Origin of the sequence: Pseudomonas sp. MWU12-3103b, from assembly GCF_023100615.1 — a bacterium.
Lineage (GTDB): Bacteria > Pseudomonadota > Gammaproteobacteria > Pseudomonadales > Pseudomonadaceae > Aquipseudomonas > Aquipseudomonas putida_A.
In genome coordinates, this window is sequence record NZ_JALMEY010000020.1 from 92,430 (window position 1) to 110,465 (window position 18,036).

General features: G+C 55.3%; 17 protein-coding genes. 8 read left to right on the forward strand and 9 right to left on the reverse strand.

Annotated features, from left to right (window positions below):
• Nucleotide 1 precedes the first annotated feature (1 nt).
• Together M0808_RS25435 and M0808_RS25440 are read left to right on the forward strand one after the other, a co-directional pair.
• The gene (locus M0808_RS25435; RefSeq protein WP_247842822.1) at nt 2-814 is read left to right on the forward strand and encodes a hypothetical protein; all 813 of its coding nucleotides are present in this window, start codon (nt 2-4) and stop codon (nt 812-814) included.
• Between the two features lie 607 nt (nt 815-1,421).
• Nucleotides 1,422-2,591, forward strand: coding sequence for a hypothetical protein (locus M0808_RS25440; RefSeq protein ID WP_247842823.1), 1,170 nt, complete (start codon nt 1,422-1,424; stop codon nt 2,589-2,591).
• Nucleotides 2,592-3,006: 415 nt separating this feature from the next.
• Here the strand turns inward: M0808_RS25440 and M0808_RS25445 are convergent, their stop codons facing one another.
• The gene (locus M0808_RS25445) at nt 3,007-4,068 is read right to left on the reverse strand and encodes a hypothetical protein (RefSeq protein WP_247842825.1); all 1,062 of its coding nucleotides are present in this window, start codon (nt 4,066-4,068) and stop codon (nt 3,007-3,009) included.
• Between the two features lie 457 nt (nt 4,069-4,525).
• Here M0808_RS25445 and M0808_RS25450 point away from each other — a divergent pair, with 457 nt between their 5' ends.
• Nucleotides 4,526-5,287 carry a hypothetical protein gene (locus M0808_RS25450; RefSeq protein WP_247842827.1) on the forward strand — a complete coding sequence of 254 codons (762 nt, stop codon included), beginning with the start codon at nt 4,526-4,528 and terminating at the stop codon, nt 5,285-5,287.
• 323 nt (nt 5,288-5,610) lie between these two features.
• Here M0808_RS25450 and M0808_RS25455 read toward each other — a convergent pair whose 3' ends face one another.
• Entirely contained in the window at nt 5,611-5,994 is a 384-nt protein-coding gene (locus M0808_RS25455) for a hypothetical protein (protein ID WP_247842829.1), read from the reverse strand.
• A gap of 469 nt (nt 5,995-6,463) precedes the next feature.
• Between M0808_RS25455 and M0808_RS25460 the strand changes: the two genes are divergently transcribed.
• The 3 genes from M0808_RS25460 to M0808_RS25470 all read left to right on the forward strand — a co-directional run bounded on the left by M0808_RS25460 (nt 6,464) and on the right by M0808_RS25470 (nt 10,124).
• Nucleotides 6,464-6,826, forward strand: coding sequence for a DUF6124 family protein (locus M0808_RS25460; RefSeq protein ID WP_247842831.1), 363 nt, complete (start codon nt 6,464-6,466; stop codon nt 6,824-6,826).
• Between the two features lie 447 nt (nt 6,827-7,273).
• On the forward strand, nt 7,274-9,208 hold the full coding sequence (locus M0808_RS25465) for a methyl-accepting chemotaxis protein (RefSeq protein WP_247842833.1): 1,935 nt from the start codon (nt 7,274-7,276) through the stop codon (nt 9,206-9,208).
• A gap of 208 nt (nt 9,209-9,416) precedes the next feature.
• Complete coding sequence (locus tag M0808_RS25470; RefSeq protein ID WP_247842834.1) at nt 9,417-10,124, forward strand: EAL domain-containing protein; 708 nt, start codon at nt 9,417-9,419, stop codon at nt 10,122-10,124.
• Nucleotides 10,125-10,183: 59 nt separating this feature from the next.
• On the opposite strand, the gene M0808_RS25475 is transcribed toward M0808_RS25470, so the two are convergent.
• The 3 genes from M0808_RS25475 to M0808_RS25485 form a co-directional block, all read right to left on the reverse strand.
• Complete coding sequence (locus tag M0808_RS25475) at nt 10,184-11,599, reverse strand: amino acid permease (RefSeq protein WP_247842836.1); 1,416 nt, start codon at nt 11,597-11,599, stop codon at nt 10,184-10,186.
• Between the two features lie 145 nt (nt 11,600-11,744).
• Nucleotides 11,745-12,797: an ornithine cyclodeaminase gene (locus M0808_RS25480; protein ID WP_247842838.1), complete on the reverse strand. Its 1,053-nt coding sequence runs from the start codon at nt 12,795-12,797 to the stop codon at nt 11,745-11,747.
• A 49-nt stretch (nt 12,798-12,846) separates the two neighbouring features.
• Nucleotides 12,847-13,881 carry a histone deacetylase family protein gene (locus tag M0808_RS25485; RefSeq protein ID WP_247842842.1) on the reverse strand — a complete coding sequence of 345 codons (1,035 nt, stop codon included), beginning with the start codon at nt 13,879-13,881 and terminating at the stop codon, nt 12,847-12,849.
• 119 nt (nt 13,882-14,000) lie between these two features.
• Here M0808_RS25485 and M0808_RS25490 point away from each other — a divergent pair, with 119 nt between their 5' ends.
• Together M0808_RS25490 and M0808_RS25495 are read left to right on the forward strand one after the other, a co-directional pair.
• Entirely contained in the window at nt 14,001-14,501 is a 501-nt protein-coding gene (locus tag M0808_RS25490) for an Lrp/AsnC family transcriptional regulator (RefSeq protein ID WP_045122550.1), read from the forward strand.
• Nucleotides 14,502-14,681: 180 nt separating this feature from the next.
• Nucleotides 14,682-14,897, forward strand: a complete 216-nt coding sequence (locus M0808_RS25495; RefSeq protein WP_247842844.1) for a hypothetical protein — start codon at nt 14,682-14,684, stop codon at nt 14,895-14,897.
• A gap of 138 nt (nt 14,898-15,035) precedes the next feature.
• On the opposite strand, the gene M0808_RS25500 is transcribed toward M0808_RS25495, so the two are convergent.
• From M0808_RS25500 to M0808_RS25515, 4 genes are read right to left on the reverse strand one after another with little or no spacing between them, the layout of a single operon-like run.
• Nucleotides 15,036-15,821: a transporter substrate-binding domain-containing protein gene (locus M0808_RS25500; protein WP_247842846.1), complete on the reverse strand. Its 786-nt coding sequence runs from the start codon at nt 15,819-15,821 to the stop codon at nt 15,036-15,038.
• Nucleotides 15,822-15,878: 57 nt separating this feature from the next.
• The gene (gene copD, locus M0808_RS25505; RefSeq protein WP_247842847.1) at nt 15,879-16,748 is read right to left on the reverse strand and encodes a copper homeostasis membrane protein CopD; all 870 of its coding nucleotides are present in this window, start codon (nt 16,746-16,748) and stop codon (nt 15,879-15,881) included.
• 3 nt (nt 16,749-16,751) lie between these two features.
• The gene (gene copC, locus M0808_RS25510; RefSeq protein WP_027611506.1) at nt 16,752-17,126 is read right to left on the reverse strand and encodes a copper homeostasis periplasmic binding protein CopC; all 375 of its coding nucleotides are present in this window, start codon (nt 17,124-17,126) and stop codon (nt 16,752-16,754) included.
• Between the two features lie 32 nt (nt 17,127-17,158).
• Nucleotides 17,159-18,028 (reverse strand): copper resistance protein B, encoded by an 870-nt coding sequence (locus M0808_RS25515; protein WP_247842848.1) that lies wholly within the window; start codon nt 18,026-18,028, stop codon nt 17,159-17,161.
• Between the last annotated feature and the right edge of the window lie 8 nt (nt 18,029-18,036).

The window sequence follows — 18,036 nt, forward strand, 5'->3', positions numbered from 1 at the left end:
TATGTCTGATTTTATTTCTGCTTTTAAAGTTGGTATAAAGGCGGCTAAGGATTTACATAAGCATGAACTTGAAATTGACGAGGTTTTTTCTGAGCTAGCGAGTACTATGCGACATGTGACAGGGGGGGAGCTCACAATAGTACGTTCAACATCTACTGCGTCAGCCGCAGCAGTCGCTGTGGAGTCCATTATTGGTGCTGCCCCTCGAGCTAGGATAAAGTCAGATGGTGGCGTATACCTGCGTGATGTGTCTGATGCAAAAAGAAGCGTTCGGGTTGCTAACTGGATTAAGCAACCTAAAGGGTTCAGCTTTTCGTTGCAGTTTGACTCTCGTGAGATAATTTCACGAAGTAAGATCGAACTGAAGAATGCTCTATCTGAGTTGCTTAGCTCTCCTGTTGTTGGTGTTGCTTATCTTAGTCTAACTAATTCTTCTAAGAGCGCCGGATCTGATAGTAGCAGTTCCGGTTCGACAGCGGCTAAGCCAGCAATGAAACGTGCGACAGCTAAGCCGGAGGCGAAGAAAACAGCAAAGCTCGCGGCAGCTAAGCCAGCGGCGAAGGCAGCAGCGAAACCCGCGGCAGCTAAGCCAGCGGCGAAGGCAGCAGCGAAACCCGTGGCAGCTAAGCCAGCGGTGAAGGCAGCAGCGAAACCCGCGGCAGCTCAGCCAGCGGCGAAGGCAGCCAAGCCGGCGGCACCTGTAGCGAGGCCTGCGGTACCAGCTGTGCCAAATCAAGATTCGTTCAATGGAGGCGTGAATGAGGTGACGTCCGGAGCTCCCCAAGGTGTAGTCAACGTTGGCGTGTTGAATTGAACGAAATTGAGCTGGGGCAGAGCTGTATTGGTTGTCAATTCCAACAGGGGCGTAAGCCCCTATTTCATGCCACTCGCCCCATGAGCTGATTTTGTTCTCTAGCGGCTTTTTCCCTCTGGCGGTCGATATAGTCGGCCAGATTTTTGAGATGGATACACGACGCGGCTAGACCAGTTATGGAGTGTGAGCTGCAAGTAATGCTTTGCACCACGAGAAGTCTAAATCAGTGTCCGTAGGCTTGAAGCCTGGAACAAGTAGCGGATGACTACTCGGTGAATCGCGTTACTCCCCGGTCTTGCTGCGATAGCAAGCCAAAAGAAACCACATGCCGGGGGAGGGTATCCAGAAGCAACGCGGCGGGATTACACAGATTTCCCTTCGTCCTGATTTCCCATTGGGTCTCAGGACAAGGGCTTCGCCCGGCTCACTCCATCACTACGCTCGATGGCTTCAGTAGGACACAACCGTGGGGGGATTTACGCTCGCGCATGGAGACGGTCATAAGCCGCGGGGTGAACAATGGTCTGAGTTCTGGCGCCCGAATTCAGTTGTTGCAATTGCACCATGGCTTGAGGTCTATTCAAGCGACCAAGCAATGGAGCGCACCATGGAAAATTTTTTTGTTGAGCTGGAAGCGCCGCATCCTCACTGCGTGAAAAATATTGTGTTCGGAGGAAAATTGCCGAAGCGGGGACTCAGATGGGAATTCGTAAACGAGTTAAAGCCAATTGACCTTTATTGCTATCTGTATGCCAAATACGGAGAGCCAAATGGTATTCAGAACTTTTTGAGAACAGATGATTCCGATAACTTAATTCATTGGGAGTGGACACTTGCTAGTGAGCGGGGTATCGTTTCTATTTTGGGTATGAACTTTCGAACTGAAGTCCATTTGATAGGAGATTTTGTTGATTCTGGTCTAACTCTGGAGATGTTTATCAGTCAGATTAAGTCTGATTTAAAAAATTATGGCAAGAAAATATCTGCTTTTCGGCTAGAACTTGAAAAGTGGACTAGATTTTTTAATCCCTATAGTAGAATAAAAAGTTCGGTTGAGCAGAATTTTAAGCAGCTCGATATGCTAGATATTGATCCTCGTAGGGACCGACTGCCTCATCCAGGCGAAGGAACTGACTATGACGAGTTTAAATATCGCTGGCAGGCACTAAACGAAAGATACAGCTCCGCCGTTGGCCTCGTATTTGGTCTCCGTGCCATGCTACCCGTGCTGGCCGAATCATTTGTGAATCTTCTCATATTCGTACTTGCCCGTCCCGAGATTAAGGCTAACGATCGCCTTTTTCAAAATGTCGTCCGTCAGCCAATTGATGTTCGGGTACAAATGTTGTCCGTGCACTGCATAGGATTTTCGAGTGTGGTGGATTATGCCTCAGATGAGTGCAAGGCATTTCACACTTTAATGAATGACCGAAATGACCTTTTACATGGGAATATAGAGATACCGAAGCTCGCAATGGGGGAAGTTTATTTTCGAGAAAAGGTTCCTTTGTTTCTCCAATATGAGGATATGTGGAGCGAGTCCATTGGCGCTTCTTTGCGATCAATTAAGTTTGAAACAATTCAACAAGACCGGAAGGTAGTCGAAGACTTCATTAGTTATCTTGTAGGTAGACTCGCTCCAAAATATGCAGAAACCATTGAGCACATTGCCAGTCAGCGGGACCTTGGTATGAATATCAAGACGGGGAGGCTCGGGGTATTATTCTCAGATCAGATCTCCGATTTTCGCGCCGTGTTCAAATCTGACGAGCCTTGATTCGGCAGTATTCGTCGGGCCTGGGAGGGTAGCAAAGTGTTTCTATTTGACTACCTAAGGGCGCCCATAGGAAATAAAGCGTGTGCGGGCATACTCAGTGTGGAACAAAAAAAAGGGGCGCCCGAACTCCACCCAATGCCTTTTATATATCTAGGCAACCTGCCGAGGACAACTGCCATAGATATAGCATCGGACCTATAGCCCAAATCACCCGCATTTCCGACATTCCTCACGGGAAGAGTCAAGGCACGTCAATCTTCTACCCAGCTATCGCGATGAATCTCGCGGCACCGTTGCACGACCTGTTCTACAAGCGAATTACGTGGGGTCGCGGAAATCAAATCCTTCCCAAAATAGGGAAGTGGCCCTAAGTTGTCACCCAGACCAGCATTCAGTGATGATTAATATCTGATTGCTACGGTGCAACCTTCCTCGCATTCCTGTTTACCCAAGCGAGGTGCAATGTTTCCGGTGTGTTGCTCGCGTGGAGGAGGCGTAGCGCGTTATCGGAGTATCGGGGATGTCGTTGACTGCCGAACTCAAAAATCATCATATTGGCGGCGTCTTCATCTATCTCAAGATAATCTCTAAGGGCTTTACAGCGCGGAGGGGTAATACTTAATTTTTCAGATAGTTGCTGAGGACTTAAGTGGTATTTTTTTTGAAGGTCAACTTCCCGTATTGCCCCTGCCGCTCCTGGATCGTCGCCTGATATAAAACGAACAGGTGCTCCTTCTTTCTTGCTGAAATGGACTTTGACGGTTAATCCCTCACCCGTCACGTCGCTCGCGAGAGTCATCAACCTTGGAAAAACCTCAGAGACCTCTGTGCGATGTTTTATTGCTCGCTCAATACGATCTATGTCCCGCTCTGAGACAGCGATTTGCTCGGTGACATGTCCCTCCATCGCAAGTAGGGTTCTGATTCTTCCCCGAGCTTCGTCACGTGCTCTTTTATTAGGGGCAAGAAGTTCTGCAATTTGCGTGTATTCATTATCAATCAACAGTTCAAACTCTCTCAGCGGTGTAGTTGAAAGAGGTAGGACTCTCAAAGGGAGGTTGCCAGCAAGAGAATCTCCGAAGTGTAGCTTTAGAATTTCGTCAATAGTAGTGATCAACGCTCGAGCATTTAAATACAGTACTTCTTCAGACACCACAATCATCCAATGCTGGGCGGCGTCCCGCATTGCATCAACAGTTCTAATTGTTCCTGCTTGGGAAGCGTTCATATATCCATTGGCTGTCGCCACATTCAAGGCTCTATCTAGCCCGATAGAAATACCTTTTTCTTTGTCAAAAACTGGTTGAGATTTCTGAATCAGCAACGCCTTAATGAGCATCTCACTGCAGTGCTGCATGTGCAGAAGCACGGACTCGGTACGACCTTGGTCGTCGTGGCTATTGAATACCTCTAAGCCCCGGCGTAAAGATGCAATGCCCTTGCTTTTGAGCGTCCGCGCTTCTCGCTTAAGCTTCATGGCTTTTTCCCTTTAGCTTCGCTAAGACCCTAGCATAGCAGCGAGAGCGCGAGAGACAGTCTATTGATACCGTTTGCTTGAAAGTTGCTACACAGCGCATGCGAAAGAGCTGATTAGTCTGAGAATGCGGGGTCATCAGCGCTTACTGCGCCCAATCCATCATCGGGGCGACGGAGAAGCGGCGGGAGAGTGGGGCGGGTGTGGCGGAGATAGGGGACATTGGCGGTTCTAGATTGGGTGGGGCTTGGAGGTGGGGGAGTTTATCAGGATTGGGGGGAAGGAGACGTTCCCAACGTCTAGAGAGTTTTTGGCCAGAAGCCCTAAGGATGTCGAACCAATAAATTTATTTCAGTGTGTAGGCGACCGTCGTGATATGAATACGCAAGTTTCTTGGGTGGGTTATAAAGAATGTCCATAGGGCCATTTTTCTTTCAAATATTTATTGAGGGAGATGTAAATGGATTTAGAGTTTACATATACGCGACTTGCACGCACAGAGGCGAGTGAAAGTTATGTGGTATGGCTTCGTGAAAGTGGAAGCGAATCTAAAGATCGATTGGGGGTTCTTGAGTTGCATTTTGAGAGGCGCGTTGCTCATGGTACCTTGATAATTGAAAGGAAGTTGGATTCAGAAACTTTGGGAGGACTGATATCTAAGATAGATGATGAGTTGGTTAATTATGAAAGAGAGGATTTTATTGTTTCGGTTTATCTAGGGGAAGATGTTGGTTTTTATTCGGATGTAATTGGCGAGGAAGAAAGATCGTATCAGAAGGCTACTCGTGGTGACTTGAATGAGATTCATAAAACAATATCTAAGGTGATAGGGAGACAGCAGGCTGCAAAAGGAAAGCTGACAGAACATGCAATATGTGATTTTTTTGAAAAGCTGGGTTTTCAATCCGAAATTGCAGATTCGCGCTTGGACGCTGCAAAGGTCGATGTGGTAGCCACTTCAAACGAAGAGGTTTTGTATGTGCAGTCCAAGGTCGGCGTAATTTCAAGTTCCGAGATTCGTAAGATTGTTTCGTCTGTTTCCAAAATATCAGAATCGTCTGGTCGGATTATTTCGGCAGTTATCGTAGCTCGAGAATTTCCAATGGATGCAGAGATAAGGCGTCGCTCTCTAGAATCTGAGTTTGGTGTTAATGTAATGTATATTCAGTTGTATCAAATATTGGCAGCTAGTCCTGAATATCGCAGAGCCCTTGGCGGGTAGTCGCGGAAGCGACCTAAAAAGGCGATTGATTTATTCTTATTGATCTTCTGGTAAATAAATTAGTCCCCTATTTTGTTGGGTAGGTCGAGGTCAGGTTATACGTTTGGCGTGTGCCCAGATATCGTGTTCGGAAATTTTTTCTCTATACCGGAAAATCGCATTGGCTCTAGCTTTCGTAACATTATACGCGTTCAATGCCGACGAACTATTCAAAAAAAAGATGACGGGTTTATTTAGAAGATTGAGATGCTTGGTAGTAAATAAATATGCCCCGTTGCCTGTAGGGCTCAGCTTTATTAACAATCCTAAGTTTGCTAGTTTTTCTATATTTTTGGTGTGGTATGATTTTTTTTGTATTGTTTTTTAATCTCTTTCCAGATGTAGCCATATCTGAATTCAAGCCAGCGTATTAGTAACTTGTCCCGCTGTCGGCGGAAGTTGCTTTTTTCTCTTGCCTTCAGTATTTCCTCTATATCAGATTTCAAATTTTCTAAATTGAATGCTGACCATATCATTGGTATCACCGTCTCAAGGTTCGTATGACAGACAGGTGCTACCTCATGATAAAGAATTCGCCTGATATCCTCAGGGTCATAATTTTCGGTTTGGCGCGCAATAGCTTCGTAATCAACTTCTGTATCAACAAAAGCGTCAGATAGCGCCCAATAGACGTCAGCGAGTTCCTTATCCGTCATCGAACGTTCCATGTCAAAAAATCCTCCAGCTCTTCATCCAGACCTGTCAACAAATGAACCGGTGCCGACTTTATCAGACTTGCCTGGAACCGTGCTTTGGGAAAACGCCCTCAATTTAAACGGCTTAAATGTGCACTGTTTAAAGCGTTATTATCTGCACTACCTTAGCCCTACAACGCCTTGCACCATCCCCTACACCTAAGACAGAATCCGCCGGCTTGTGCGCCTAGCTCGCAGGTTCTATCGTCCCTACGTCACTGAAAACCAGTGATCGGGTTTGGTAGCCCGCCTCCGTCAGAAGCACAAGACTACTGTCTTGCGAGGGCGTTTCTCGTCTTCGTTTTATGGTGGTCATGCGCGGGGCGTCTTCGGATGCGCCGGGGTTCCTGACGACCGGTCTACCAACCTGCGTATGGCCTCCACCCTTCGTTTGGTAGCGAGAGTGATGGCTCCTTTTCGTTTATCCGTCAGGAGTTACACCATGTTCAAACCAACACCCAACCCACCCGAAACCAACCCCGCATCCCCCTACGAATCCCTCGATTCCCGCAAACTCCACGAAGCCGCCGAGCGCGCCCTCGATCACTACCTCACCCCAACCAGCCAGATCATGGCCAGCGGTGATCAATCCAAACCAATGTTCTTTGCCAACCCGGCCTACGACACCGAATCCCTGCTCGCCAACGCCAGTGAATCCCTGGGTTCCGCCACGACCATGCTCAACGATTTCGCCGCGTTGCTGGACGTCTCGCACCGCAAGACGCTGCTCGGCATTGCGCAGGTGGTGATGTTGGGGGAGTTGGCGGTGAATCAGGCGTTGGATAACGTCGAGCTCAAGGCGTAGAGCGCTGCCCTCCGTGGCGAGCGGCGAGGTCGTGGTCGCGGAGGGTGTGCTGTCGATGCGCAAAACAACCGCCCAAAATGGCGGTTTTCAGCCTGTTTTCGCAGCAATAGCGATGTGCCACAAAAAATGATGGCAATGCGTCATCACCCGCTCAAAAAAGTTCAACGATTATACAAAAATATAAAGTTGTACAACTTTTCCCAAAATTTATAGCATCCGTTCCAACACCTTTGCTGAAACGATAAATCCAGCGTCAGTCCTGGATTTGTCCGCTGGAGCGTGGGCCGTCGGCACGGCTTTTCGCGTCAGTTTGTTGCAGCCGGGTCAGTGGAAGCTGCCCGTGATTCGCCCAGGACGACGACCCCGAATATGAGCGGTAACTCCGGTTATCAGAGATCTACTTTTTGTGCCTGACGCTGAATCGCGTCAGGGCGTTAGAGGCTGAACATGGCAGAAGCATCGAATTTCCTGGGCAACATCAAGGTTTCCCGAAAGTTGGGGGCCGGGTTTGGCGTTCTTTTGCTGGCGGTGGGGGCGGTGGCCTTCATTGGCTATAACAGCAGCAATGTGCTGGTTGATCGCCTGGGCACGACGCGTCTGATCGGCACGCTCAACGATGCGACGCAGGACATGCGTCTGTCGGAGAAGCAGTACGAAGCGGCGGCGGATGTCGCTTATGCCGAGGCTTATCAGTCGCAGCTGACGGTGTTGCAGGGCCTGATCGCCAAGGCGTTGCAGACCCTGACGCGGGCGGAAAACCAGCAAGCCTTGAAGCGTTTGCAGGACACCACGCTGGCTTACGATCAGCAGGTCAAGCGTTTGGTCGAGGCGGACAAGGCGACCAGCGATGCGCTGAAACCATTGGGGGCGATGTCGGACAAGTACGCCGAGACCTTCAACAGCATGTTCGAGAGCACCACGGCCAGCGCGTTGGCGTCTGCTGATAGCGCGCGGGTGGCGGATTTGCGCACCGTGGCGGATCTGCGCAATGGCATGACGATGTTTCGTCTGATGCTGCGGCGTTATATCGCGGTGCCGAGCGAGGCCAACAAGCAGGTGCTGCTGGATACCACCGATGCGTTTCTGGCCGACATGAGCAAGGCGCGCAGCGGTTTGCCGGCGACCCTGTCGAGTCAGCTTGAAGAGGCGCAGGCCGGCATGCGCCGTTATCGCGAGGTGCTGGTGCAGGTCGCCGCGCTGTTCGAGCAGAAGCAGAGCCTGCGCCAGCAGGTGGATCAACAGAGCCAGGCGATGGACAGCATCATGACCGGCCTGATGGACACTCAGCAGCGTCTGGCGCGGGACGATCAGCAGCGTGCCTTTATCCAGATTGCAGTGCTGACCGTGCTGGCGCTGGTGGTCGGTCTGTTGGCTGCGGTGCTGATCTCGCGGCAGATCACCGGGCCGCTGGCGCTGACGGTGGAACTGGCGCGACGGATTGCCAAGGGCGATCTGACGGTGCAAGCCAAATCCAGCCGCAAGGATGAGTTGGGCGATCTGCAAAACGCGATGCAGGACATGGCGCAAAGCCTGAACACGCTGGTGCAGGGAATCGGTAACGGTGTCACGCATATTTCGACATCGGCGGAGAAGCTCTCGGCGATGAGCGAGCAGACCAGCGCCGGTGTGCGTCAGCAGAAAGTCGAGGTGGATCAGGTCGCCACGGCGATGCACGAAATGGCCTCGACGGTGCAGGAGGTGGCGCGCAACACCACGGACGCATCCGCCGCCGCGACCCTGGCCGATCAGCAGGCGCGTCACGGCAGTGCGGTGGTCAAGCAGGCGACTGTGCAGATCAGCGAACTGTCGGTGGCGATCGAAGACTTGGGCGCGGCGATGAACGTGCTGTCCCAGGACAGTGAGCAGATCGGCAAGGTCATCGATGTGATCAAGGCAGTCGCCGAGCAGACCAACTTGCTGGCGCTGAATGCGGCGATTGAAGCGGCGCGGGCGGGGGAGCAGGGGCGTGGTTTTGCCGTGGTCGCCGATGAAGTGCGCTCGCTGGCGCAGCGCACCCAGGATTCGACCAAGGAAATCGAAGCGCTGATTGTCACCTTGCAGCAGGGTACGCAAGCGGCATCTACGCTGATGACATCCAGTCGCGAGCGCACGCTGGACACCGTGGTGCTGGCGCAGAAGGCCGAGCAGGCGATTACCGAGATCAACCATTCGATCGGCACGATCCAGCAAATGAGCCTGCAGATTTCCGCCGCCGCCGAGCAGCAAAGTGCAGTGGCCGATGAGATCAATCGCAGCATCGTCAGTGTGCGCGATGTGGCCGATCAGTCGGCCGTCGCCAGCGAAGAAAGCGCTGCCGCGACCATTGAACTGGCGTCGCTGGGGCAGGACCTGCAACGCATGACGGCGCATTTCCGCACCTGATGGCATTTCGCAATGAACTTGGCCGGAATTGACCGGTCAGCCTGTATAAGCGGGGGCCGCCAAGCGGCGCCACCCGGTCCGTGCAGTGATTTTTTTCTGGGCCATGGATGGTTGCAACCCGCTCTCAGGGGGCGTCATGACCAATACACCAATTTTCCCCCAGCCCAGCGGGGGGTGCCAAGGATGCCGGCAAAAAGGCGAGGCCGATATGGCGTTCTCCTTCGCGTTCCAGCCGATTGTCGATGTACGTGATCAATCGACCTTCGCCCACGAGGCGCTGGTCCGGGGCGTGCAGGGCGAAGGGGCGCTTTCGGTTCTGCAGCAGGTCGATGACCAGAACCGCTATCGCTTCGATCAACTGTGCCGTGTGCGGGCGATCTCTACGGCAGCGCAGCTGGGGCTCACCGGGTTCCTCTCGATCAACTTCCTGCCGAACGCCGTTTATCGTCCGGACTTGTGCATTCGCAGCACGCTGGAGGCGGCGCGCGCGCATGCGTTTCCGCTTGAGCGGTTGATCTTCGAAGCGGTCGAGGGCGAGCACGTTGAAAGCAACAAGCACTTGATGAACATCCTGCGCGAGTATCGCGAGTTTGGTTTCAAGACGGCCATTGATGACTTCGGTGCGGGGTATTCCGGGCTGAATCTGCTGGCGGACTTTCAGCCGGATCTGATCAAACTGGACATGGCGCTGATTCGCGATATCCATCGCGACCGCGTACGCCAGGCGATTGTGCGTGGCGTGGTGGGCATGTGTGCCGAGTTGGGCGTCGAGGTGATTGCCGAGGGCATCGAGCACCCCGAGGAGCGGGATTTTCTCGCTGATTGCGGGATTTATCTGATGCAGGGATTCTGGTTCGCCAAACCGGCGTTTGAGGCGATGGCGCAGATTCCTGCGCAGGCGTGGCAACCGATCTGACGGGGGCTGGTCTTTGAGCCTGAGCCATCACGTTGAGGTGACGGCTCAGGCGTGCAGATTCAGCCAAACTGGCTCGCCGACTCCACTGCCGATTTCGTCTGCCTTGAGCGAGTCAACTGGTAAGCAATCGCCAACCATACGAACCAACCCGGCATGACCATCAAGGCAATCCGCGTGTCAGGTCGCAATGCCAGCAGACACAGCACAAAGCCTAGAAATGCCAGGGAAAACGAGGCCATCGGTACGCCGCCGGGCATCTTGTAAGCCGACTTCGCATGCAGGTCCGGGCGTTCTTTGCGATAGGCAATGTACGACGCGAGGATGGTCGACCAGGTGAAAATCACCAGAATCGCCGACACGGTGGAGACGATGGTGAAGGCGGTCATCACTTCCGGCACGATGAACAGCACCAGCACCCCAATCAGCATCAGCAGTGTGGTGAACGCCAGACTCAGCAGCGGCACGCTGTTTCCTGACAGTCGCCGGAAGATGCCCGGAGCGTTTTGCTGGTTGGCCAGGCCGAACAGCATGCGGCTCGATGAAAACACGCCACTGTTGGCCGATGATGCCGCCGATGTCAGGACCACGAAGTTGACGATACCGGCGGCCGCGGGAAACCCAGCCACGAGAAACAGTTCGACAAAGGGGCTCTTGACCGGAGACACCTGCTGCCACGAGGTCACGGCAATAATGCAGGTCAGTGCCAGCACGTAGAACAGGATGATCCGCAGCGGAATCGAGTTGATGGCCTTGGGTAAAGTCCTCTCTGGAGATCGGGTTTCAGCGGCGGCGGTGCCGATCAACTCGGTGCCGGCGAAGGAGAAAATTGCCATCTGAAATCCGGCGAAGAAGCCGAACAAGCCGTTAGGGAAGGCCGCCTGTTTATCCACCAGGTGACTCAGGGATGCGGTGACGCCACTCGGGGACACGAAGGACGTGGCAATCAGCACGGTGCTGACGCCGATCAAGGTCACGACGGCAATGATTTTGATGATCGCAAACCAGAACTCCACCTCACCGAACAGCCTGACCGTCAGCACGTTCAGCGCAAACAACGTCGCCAGCATGCCGACGGCGGGTATCCACGCCGGTACCTCGGGGAACCAGTACTGGAAGAATCCACCGACCACGACGGCATCGCCGATCACCGCCACGCTCCAGCTCAACCAATACGACCAGCCGAGAAAAAATGCCGCGCGCGGGCCGAGGTAGGCGCCGGCAAAGTCGGCAAAGGTTTTGAAGTTCAGGTTGGACAGGAGCATTTCGCCCATGGCGCGCATGACGAAAAAAACGAACAGACCGATGATCATGTAGATGAGGATAATCGACGTCCCGGAGAGGGCGATGATCTTCCCGGAGCCCATGAACAGGCCCGTACCGATGGCACCGCCCATGGCCATTAACTGGATGTGACGATTGCTGAGCGTGCGCTGCAGCGCGGGCTGTTCAAGCAGCCCGGAAGGATTCGATTTCATTGCAAAACCTCTTGATTTTATGTTTTTGAGTTTTGGCAGAAAGTAGGTGTCGAGCGTTCTTGTTAGAGAGGCAGCGGCTAATCACAGCGATGCCTGGAGAGTGAATGGCCCCCTCGCAAAATCGCGTGGGGGCGGTCCTTGCTGATTAACTGACGGTGCGCAGACGTGAGGCTGTTGCCGGTTGTGGGTCCAGCAACTGGAAGAGATTTTTGATGTTGGCCGGCGTCGGCACCAGGTGGATGCGCTGGCCGATTTGCTGTTGCTGAGCCAGGTCGTTGAGGTAGCGCAGTGACGAAAAATCTTCCAGAGCAAAGCCCACCGAATCAAAGACCGTCACCTGCGTATCGCTCTCGCGGCCGGGCACTTCGCCCTGCACAATCCGGAAAAACTCGACCACTGGAGAGTCGGCCTCCAATTGCTGAATGTCGCCTTCGATGCGTGTTTGCGGCTCGAATTCGACGATGACCCGGGCGTTGCGCAGGATGTCGGCGTGCAGTTCGGTTTTACCCGGGCAGTCGCCGCCGACCGCATTGATATGCATGCCGGGTTCGATCATTTCGGGCGTGAGAATCGTTGCGTAGGCTTTGTCGGCGGTGACTGTGGTGACGATATGCGCACCCTTGACCGCGTCCTTTACCGAGTCGGCCAGAATCACTTCGATCTGCGGAAACGCCGCCAGGTTGTGCTTCAACTTGAGCGAAGCGTCGCGATCAATATCGAAGATGCGGATTTCGCTGATGCCCAACATTTCATGAAAGGCGAGCGCCTGAAACTCACTCTGCGCACCGTTGCCGATGATCGCCATTGAGGTCGCACCCGGGCGAGCCAGCGACTGCGCAACCAGTGCCGAGGTGGCAGCGGTGCGCACGGCGGTGGTCAATGTCAGTTCGCTGAGCAGGGTTGGATAGCCACTCTGCACATCGGCCAGCAGCCCGAAAGCCATGACGGTCAGCAAGTTGCGCTGACCATTGTCCGGATGGCCGTTGACGTATTTGAACGAGTACTGCTGGCCATCGTCGGTGGGCATCAGCTCGATCACGCCGTCTGCCGAGTGGTTGGCCGTGCGCGGCGATTTATCAAATTGCGCCCAGCGTGCGTAGTCCGCTTCGATGTAGCCCGCCATGTCGCGGATGGCCCGGCGGATGCCGACCTGGGTGAACAGGCGTGCAGCATCATCGACATCAATAAAAAGCGTCATGTTGTTGTTCTCCGATTCAGTCATTCAAAGGCCGCAGAGCGGGGATGGTTCAGCTGCGTTTACTCTCGAAACCATGCAGCACGTTCACCGCATTGATGCCGATTTCATCGACCATGTAGCCGCCCTCCATCACGAACAGGGTGGGGCTACCGACACTGGCGATCAGCGTTCCGATGCCGATGAAGTCCTCGCTTTCCAGCAGGAAGTGGCTGATGGGGTCGTCCTTGAACGTGTCGACACCGAGGGAAATCACCAGCACCTCAGGTGAGAACTGCTGGAGTTTTTTGCAGGCGTGGAGCAGGGCGTTGCGGTAGCTCTCCCACGTGGTGTTTTTCGGCAGCGGGTAGTTGAGGTTGTAACCCTCGCCGACACCCGCGCCGACTTCGTGGCTGTAACCTGAAAAGTACGGGTAGGACACCGCAGGTTCACCGTGCAGCGACACGAACATGACGTCGCTGCGCTGGTAGAAAATGTTCTGGGTGCCGTTGCCGTGGTGGAAGTCGACGTCGAGCACCGCGACACGTTTGGCGCCTTGGGTGATGGCCTGCTGCGCGGCAATCGCGGCGTTATTGAGATAGCAATAACCGCCCATGTATTCGCGCGCGGCGTGATGGCCGGGCGGGCGGCACAGGGCAAAGGCGCTGTCGTGGCCTTCATCGATCAGTTCGAGTCCGGTGAGGGCGATATCCGCGCTGGTTTTCACCGCTTGCCAGGTCGTGGCGGTGATGGGCGAACCGGCATCCATGGCATAGAAGCCGAGCTTGCCGTCGATGAACGTCGGCACTTGCTCGTTGGCCAGATCGCGTACCGGCCAGATCAGGGGCAAGGCATCGTGCGTGCGTCCGGTTGCGCACCATTCGGTCCAGGCACTTTCCAGAAAACTGACGTAGCGCTCACTGTGCGCGTTGACGTAGCACGAGCGGTCAAACGCACGCGGTTCGACGATTTGCCCCAGGCCGACCTGTTTGACGCGGTTGTGCACGGTATCGGCCCGACTCGGTTGTTCGAATGACGGCTTGAGCACGCCGTCCTTCAATTCGGTGCCATGGTGGAAACGGTGGGAATCACTGAAAACTGTAAACATTCTGCGCATCCGTTAATGTGAGCCAGTGCAAATATTCTGTTCCGGCTGACCTGCGCTTTCTTTGCTTTGTTTTCTTGATTCGGTAGATTAATCGGGCGTTCTTACTCAGGATTGGCGTCATGCAGAAAAAATCATCCAAACGCATCAGTCTCGACGAGACCGACCTGGCGATTCTTGAGTTGTTGCAGGAAGACGCCAGTATTTCCAACGCTGAACTCAGTGAGCGGCTGTCGTTGAGCCTTACGCCTTGCTGGCGGCGGCGCAAAAGAATGGAGGAGGCCGGGGTGATCAAGGGCTATCAGGCCAACCTTGATCGGCGAATGCTCGGGCTGGACATCATGGCGTTCGTGCACATCCGTTTTTCCACCCACGCCGATCACGCGCCGGACGCCTTCGAGTCGGTGATTGCGCAACTGCCCCAGGTGCTGTCCTGTCACAAGATCACCGGCGATGCCGATTATGTGTTGCAGGTGCTGGCCGAGGATCTGGATAGCTACAGCGATTTCATCGAGCAGGTGCTCAGGCGCCAAGTCGGGATTGCGTCCATCCAGTCCAGCCTGGCGTTGCGTGAGGTCAAGACCAGTAGCCGTATTGCGATACCCAGACCGGGAAGGGATTGAGCGGGCCGGGGGAGTTTTTCCAATGGGGTGACAGAGTCTTTTGCGGCGTTGTCGGAAGACCAGCCGATTGCCGCAGCCCTGGATTCTGAACCCGCGCTGTCGATCAGCAAAATTTCATCTTGCCGGGCGCGACTTAGGCCTACGATGCTTGCACAAGATCATCCCAAGGGGAGCCGTACCATGCGCACCAATGTCGTCAAAGTGCTGTTGATCGCCGCAGCTGTCTCGGTATTGAGTGCCTGTTCGGGCGCCGGAGGTTTGACCACCACCAGTTGTTTCTCCTCGGATTGCCAATCGCCGGAGGGTCGCACAAATGCAACGACCCTCAAATTCGGCGGTAACAGTATTGGTAGCAGCTTGAACCAGTACAGCTCCGGGATGTTGCACAACGATTGATAGAAATAGAACCTGAACCTGTGGCGAGGGGATTTATCCCCGATGGGTTGCGAAGCAACCCCCGCTTTTAAAACAGCGGACTGCTGCGCAGCCCAGCGGGAGCAAGCTCCCTCGCCACAAATGTTTGTGCCTGGAAGATTACTGCGGCACTGCCAGCCACTCACCAATGACCTTCTGATAACTGCCAGTGACTTTGCTCAGGTGCAGCCATTGATCGACGTACAGCTTCCAGCTGATGTCATCGCGCGGCAGCAGATAGGCCTTTTCGCCGTACTGCATGTACTGGTGCGGATTCACCGCGCACAAACCCGGTTTGAGTTTCTGCTGATACAGCGCTTCCGAGGCGTCGGTGATCATCACGTCGGCCTTGTTATCGAGCAGTTGCTGGAAGATCGTCACGTTGTCGTGCAGGGCCAGTTGCGCCTTGGGCAGGAAGGCATGGACGAAGGCTTCGTTGGTGCCGCCCGCCGGTTCAACCAGACGCACGTTGGGCTGGTTGATCTGCTCGATGGTCTGGTACTTGGCCTGCTCGGCGCAGCGCACCAGCGGGATCTTGCCGTCGCTGTCGAGGGTGTTGCTGAAGTAGGCTTTTTTCTGCCGCTCCAGCGTCACTGAAATGCCGCCCATGCCGATGTCGCACTTGCCGGCCTGCATGTCCGGCATCAGGGTTTTCCAGGTGGTTTGCACCCACTCGACCTTGACCCCGAGGCTGTCGGCCAGCGAGCGCGCCATGGCGATGTCGATGCCCTCGAAGTCGCCGTCGGTGCGCTTGAAGGTGTAGGGCTTGTAGTCGCCGGTGGTGCAGACGCGCAGTTGGCCTTGTTGCTGGATGCTGTCGAGGTGCGAAGGGCTTTCCTGGGCCTGAACGCCAGCGGCCAGGGTCAGCGCGCCGCAAAGGATCATCGTGCTTTTTAGAATGGTCATGGACATCGGCTTCTGCAGAGGACGGTGAGCCAGTGTAGTGAAAGGCCTTCGCGGGTGTCATCCCGCGTCCGGACTCAACGTGCCAAGCCACGCCACCAACGTCACGATCAGCAGGGCCATGCCCAGTTCCAGCAGCACGCTGCGCCTGAGTGCATTCGCCGCGATGACGTGCTGTCCATCGCATAGCGATCGCTCCAGCGCAGGCCCAAGGTGAAAGCGGTTCAGCGCCGCCAAAACCAGCATCGCGGCAAACAGCAAAACCTTGATCGCCAGCAACATCCCATAGGTGCCGAGCAGCACGTCGTGCAGCCTCGGGCCGACGATGAACAGGTAATTCACCACGCCGCTCACTGACAGCGTCAGCACAATCGCCGCGCCGATCCATTCGAAGCGTTTCACCGCCTCTGCCAGCAGGCGAATCCGTGCTTCATCCACACCACCCCGCGCCAGCAGCACCAGCGCCAGCATGCCGCCCAACCATGCCCCCGCCGCCAGTAGATGGAGGATGTCGCTGAGGAAATGCCAGAAACGCAGCGAGCCCTCGTCCATTGCTCCGTGCCCACTCCACGCAAGGGAGGTGAGGGCGACCGCGCCGGCCATCGACGCGAGCCACTTCCCCGGCTGAGCCAGCACCACGATCAGTGCAATCATGCGCAGCGCCCACGCCAGCCCGACGTCCGTTTCCAGCAGCATCATCTGCAGGTGCGGCCAGAGTGCGGCGAGTTCGGTTTCGCCACTCATGGCGCTCGTCATCAGCAGCAATCCAGCCACTGACAGCAGGGCACCGAGCAACGCCAATCCACGCAACAGCGGCCTGAACCGCAGCGGCGCGTTCACGCTGCACAGCGCAAACAACGCCACCCCGAACAACAGCAGCAAATCCACATACAACGCCAGGCGCAGAATGATGTTGATCAGTTCAGCCATCGCTCACTGCACTTTGAACGTGACGTTGCCGGTGATCGGGTGCGTGTCGGACGACACCGCACGCCACTCGACCTTATAGGTGCCGGCGGGCAACGGCGTGAGCGGGGTGACAAGCATGGATTTCGGGTCGCTGCCGGCGCTGACTCTGGCCTTCATCGGCATCGGCGAATGGGCCATGCCGGGCATCTCGGTCATCACCAGTTTGGCGCCGGAGAACTGAGTCAGCAGGCTCTCGGAAAAGTGCAGTTCGATCTTGTCGGGAGCCGCGCCGTCGGCACCTTCGGCCGGGGTTGATGACAGCAGTTTCGGGTGAGCCTGAGCGAGGCTGCTCAAGAGCAATCCGCTGGCGAGTACAAGGGTGATATTCAATGTGCGCATGCAAGACCTCTGGGGTGTTTTTCAGTGGGAATTCAGAACCACAGCCGCACACCGAGCACGAGCCGTGCTTCGCTGCGACTTTCGCCTTCTTCGCGGACGTAATCGGCGGTGTTGCCGTAGGTGCGGTGCCACGTCACGCCGAGGTACGGCGCAAATTCGCGGCGGATTTCGTAGCGCAGGCGCAGGCCGGTTTCAGTGTTCGACAGGCCGGAGCCGAGGCCCCGTTGCGGGTCGTTTTTGCCGTAGACGTTGAGCTCGGCGGTGGGCTGCAGGATCAGCCGATTGGTCAGCAGAATGTCGTAATCGCCCTCCAGCCGCAGTGCGCTTTGTCCGCCTTCGCCGAGAAACGCCGTGGCCTCGGCTTCGAAGTTGTACAGCGCCATGCCCTGCACACCGAACGCGGCCCAGGTTTGTGGGGCGCCGGGTTTGAAGTCCTGACGCACGCCGCTGACCACGTCCCACCACGGCGAAATCGCGTGGCCCCACAATGCCTGGAGCTCGGCGTCCTCGGTCTTGCCGTTGCTGCGTTCGCCTTCGGAGCGCAGCCACAGGCGATCAATGTCGCCGCCGATCCAGCCGGACAGATCCCAGGCCAAAGCGCTGCCGTCATCGGCGTTTTGCCATTCGAGTTTGTCGGCGAGGAAGTAGCTGTTGATCACGCTGTCGTGCACCTGATGGCCGGCGGGGCTGACGAACACGGCGGCGCGGTCGGCGTCGGTCAGCACCGGGATCGGCGTGCGACTTTCAGTCGGCGCGGCGGGCTGCATCATGCCGTCGTCCATGCTCTGCATCGAGTGATCCATGCCGGGCATCTGACTGTGATCCATGCCTTGCATGTCGTCGGCGGCGGCCATGACGGAAGTGCTGATGAGTAACAAGGAGAACGTTGCGATTCGAGTCATGATCGGCC